1 protein-coding gene is annotated in these 872 nt (G+C 38.4%); it reads left to right on the forward strand.

Annotated elements, in window-relative coordinates; all coding sequences use genetic code 11:
• Positions 1–155 precede the first annotated feature (155 nt).
• Positions 156–611 (forward strand): hypothetical protein, encoded by a 456-nt coding sequence (locus HW115_RS19505; protein WP_178935342.1) that lies wholly within the window; start codon positions 156–158, stop codon positions 609–611.
• The last annotated feature ends 261 nt before the right edge of the window (positions 612–872 follow it).

Here is an 872-nt window from a genome sequence, read left to right on the forward strand (position 1 = left end):
TCTGTATTCCGAGTCATTCGTAAAAGCATCAGGAAAGACGGAGGAAACTAATTGCATAACAAGTCGCTGCACTCGACCACTAGTAGCCGCCGTGCCAGGTTTTGTTTCTGTTCCTCAAAAGGAAATCTATTAATTCGTTCATCTACCATTTCATCGTGGCGGGTGAGCTTTACGTTCTGCAAAAAATGAAAATATATCGCATACTACTATCAATATTCACATGTATTTTATTAGCGCCGTTTTTTGTTAATATCTTTGGATCTAATATAGTTTATCAATCTTTCATTGGTGTGAGTTCGGTAATGGTCGAAGCCCAAAATGGTTTGTGCCGTATTTCATATCATGGTGGTTACACCTCTTATTCAATGAATGACGACGAGGGTACATCTACAGGTGTTGTAGTGATTAATAATGATAGCACTATTTTTGAGGGAGAAGAAAGTGGGTTATATCTTGTCAATAGATCCGAATCCATGACACCCTTTGTAATTCGTTCATTTAAAGATGAACGAGGAAGTAATTTTGAATTTCCCTGGTTGTTCTTACTAGTTATACCTTTAGCCTTATTCTTAGCTCCATCTGTTTTTGCTAGGCTTTTCTTATATTTCTAGAGCTATTCAAATAAAAAGCAGAACAAGTCGTTGCACCCGACCGTTAGTAGCTGAGGTGCCAGATTTTACTTCTGTTTCTCAAGATTGAAATTTTAACCCGTTTATCCACCATTACATCACGGCGGGTGAACTTTACGTTATGCGAAAAAATAGGCAGATCATTCAAATGGTTGACTATTCCGAATCGGCTCGAAGGATGAAACCATAAGTTTGTTCACTCAGTGGATTCAACGGTTATTCTCGCAAGGCGGAATGAATGCT

The organism is Oceaniferula marina, from assembly GCF_013391475.1.
GTDB classification, from domain to species: domain Bacteria; phylum Verrucomicrobiota; class Verrucomicrobiia; order Verrucomicrobiales; family Akkermansiaceae; genus Oceaniferula; species Oceaniferula marina.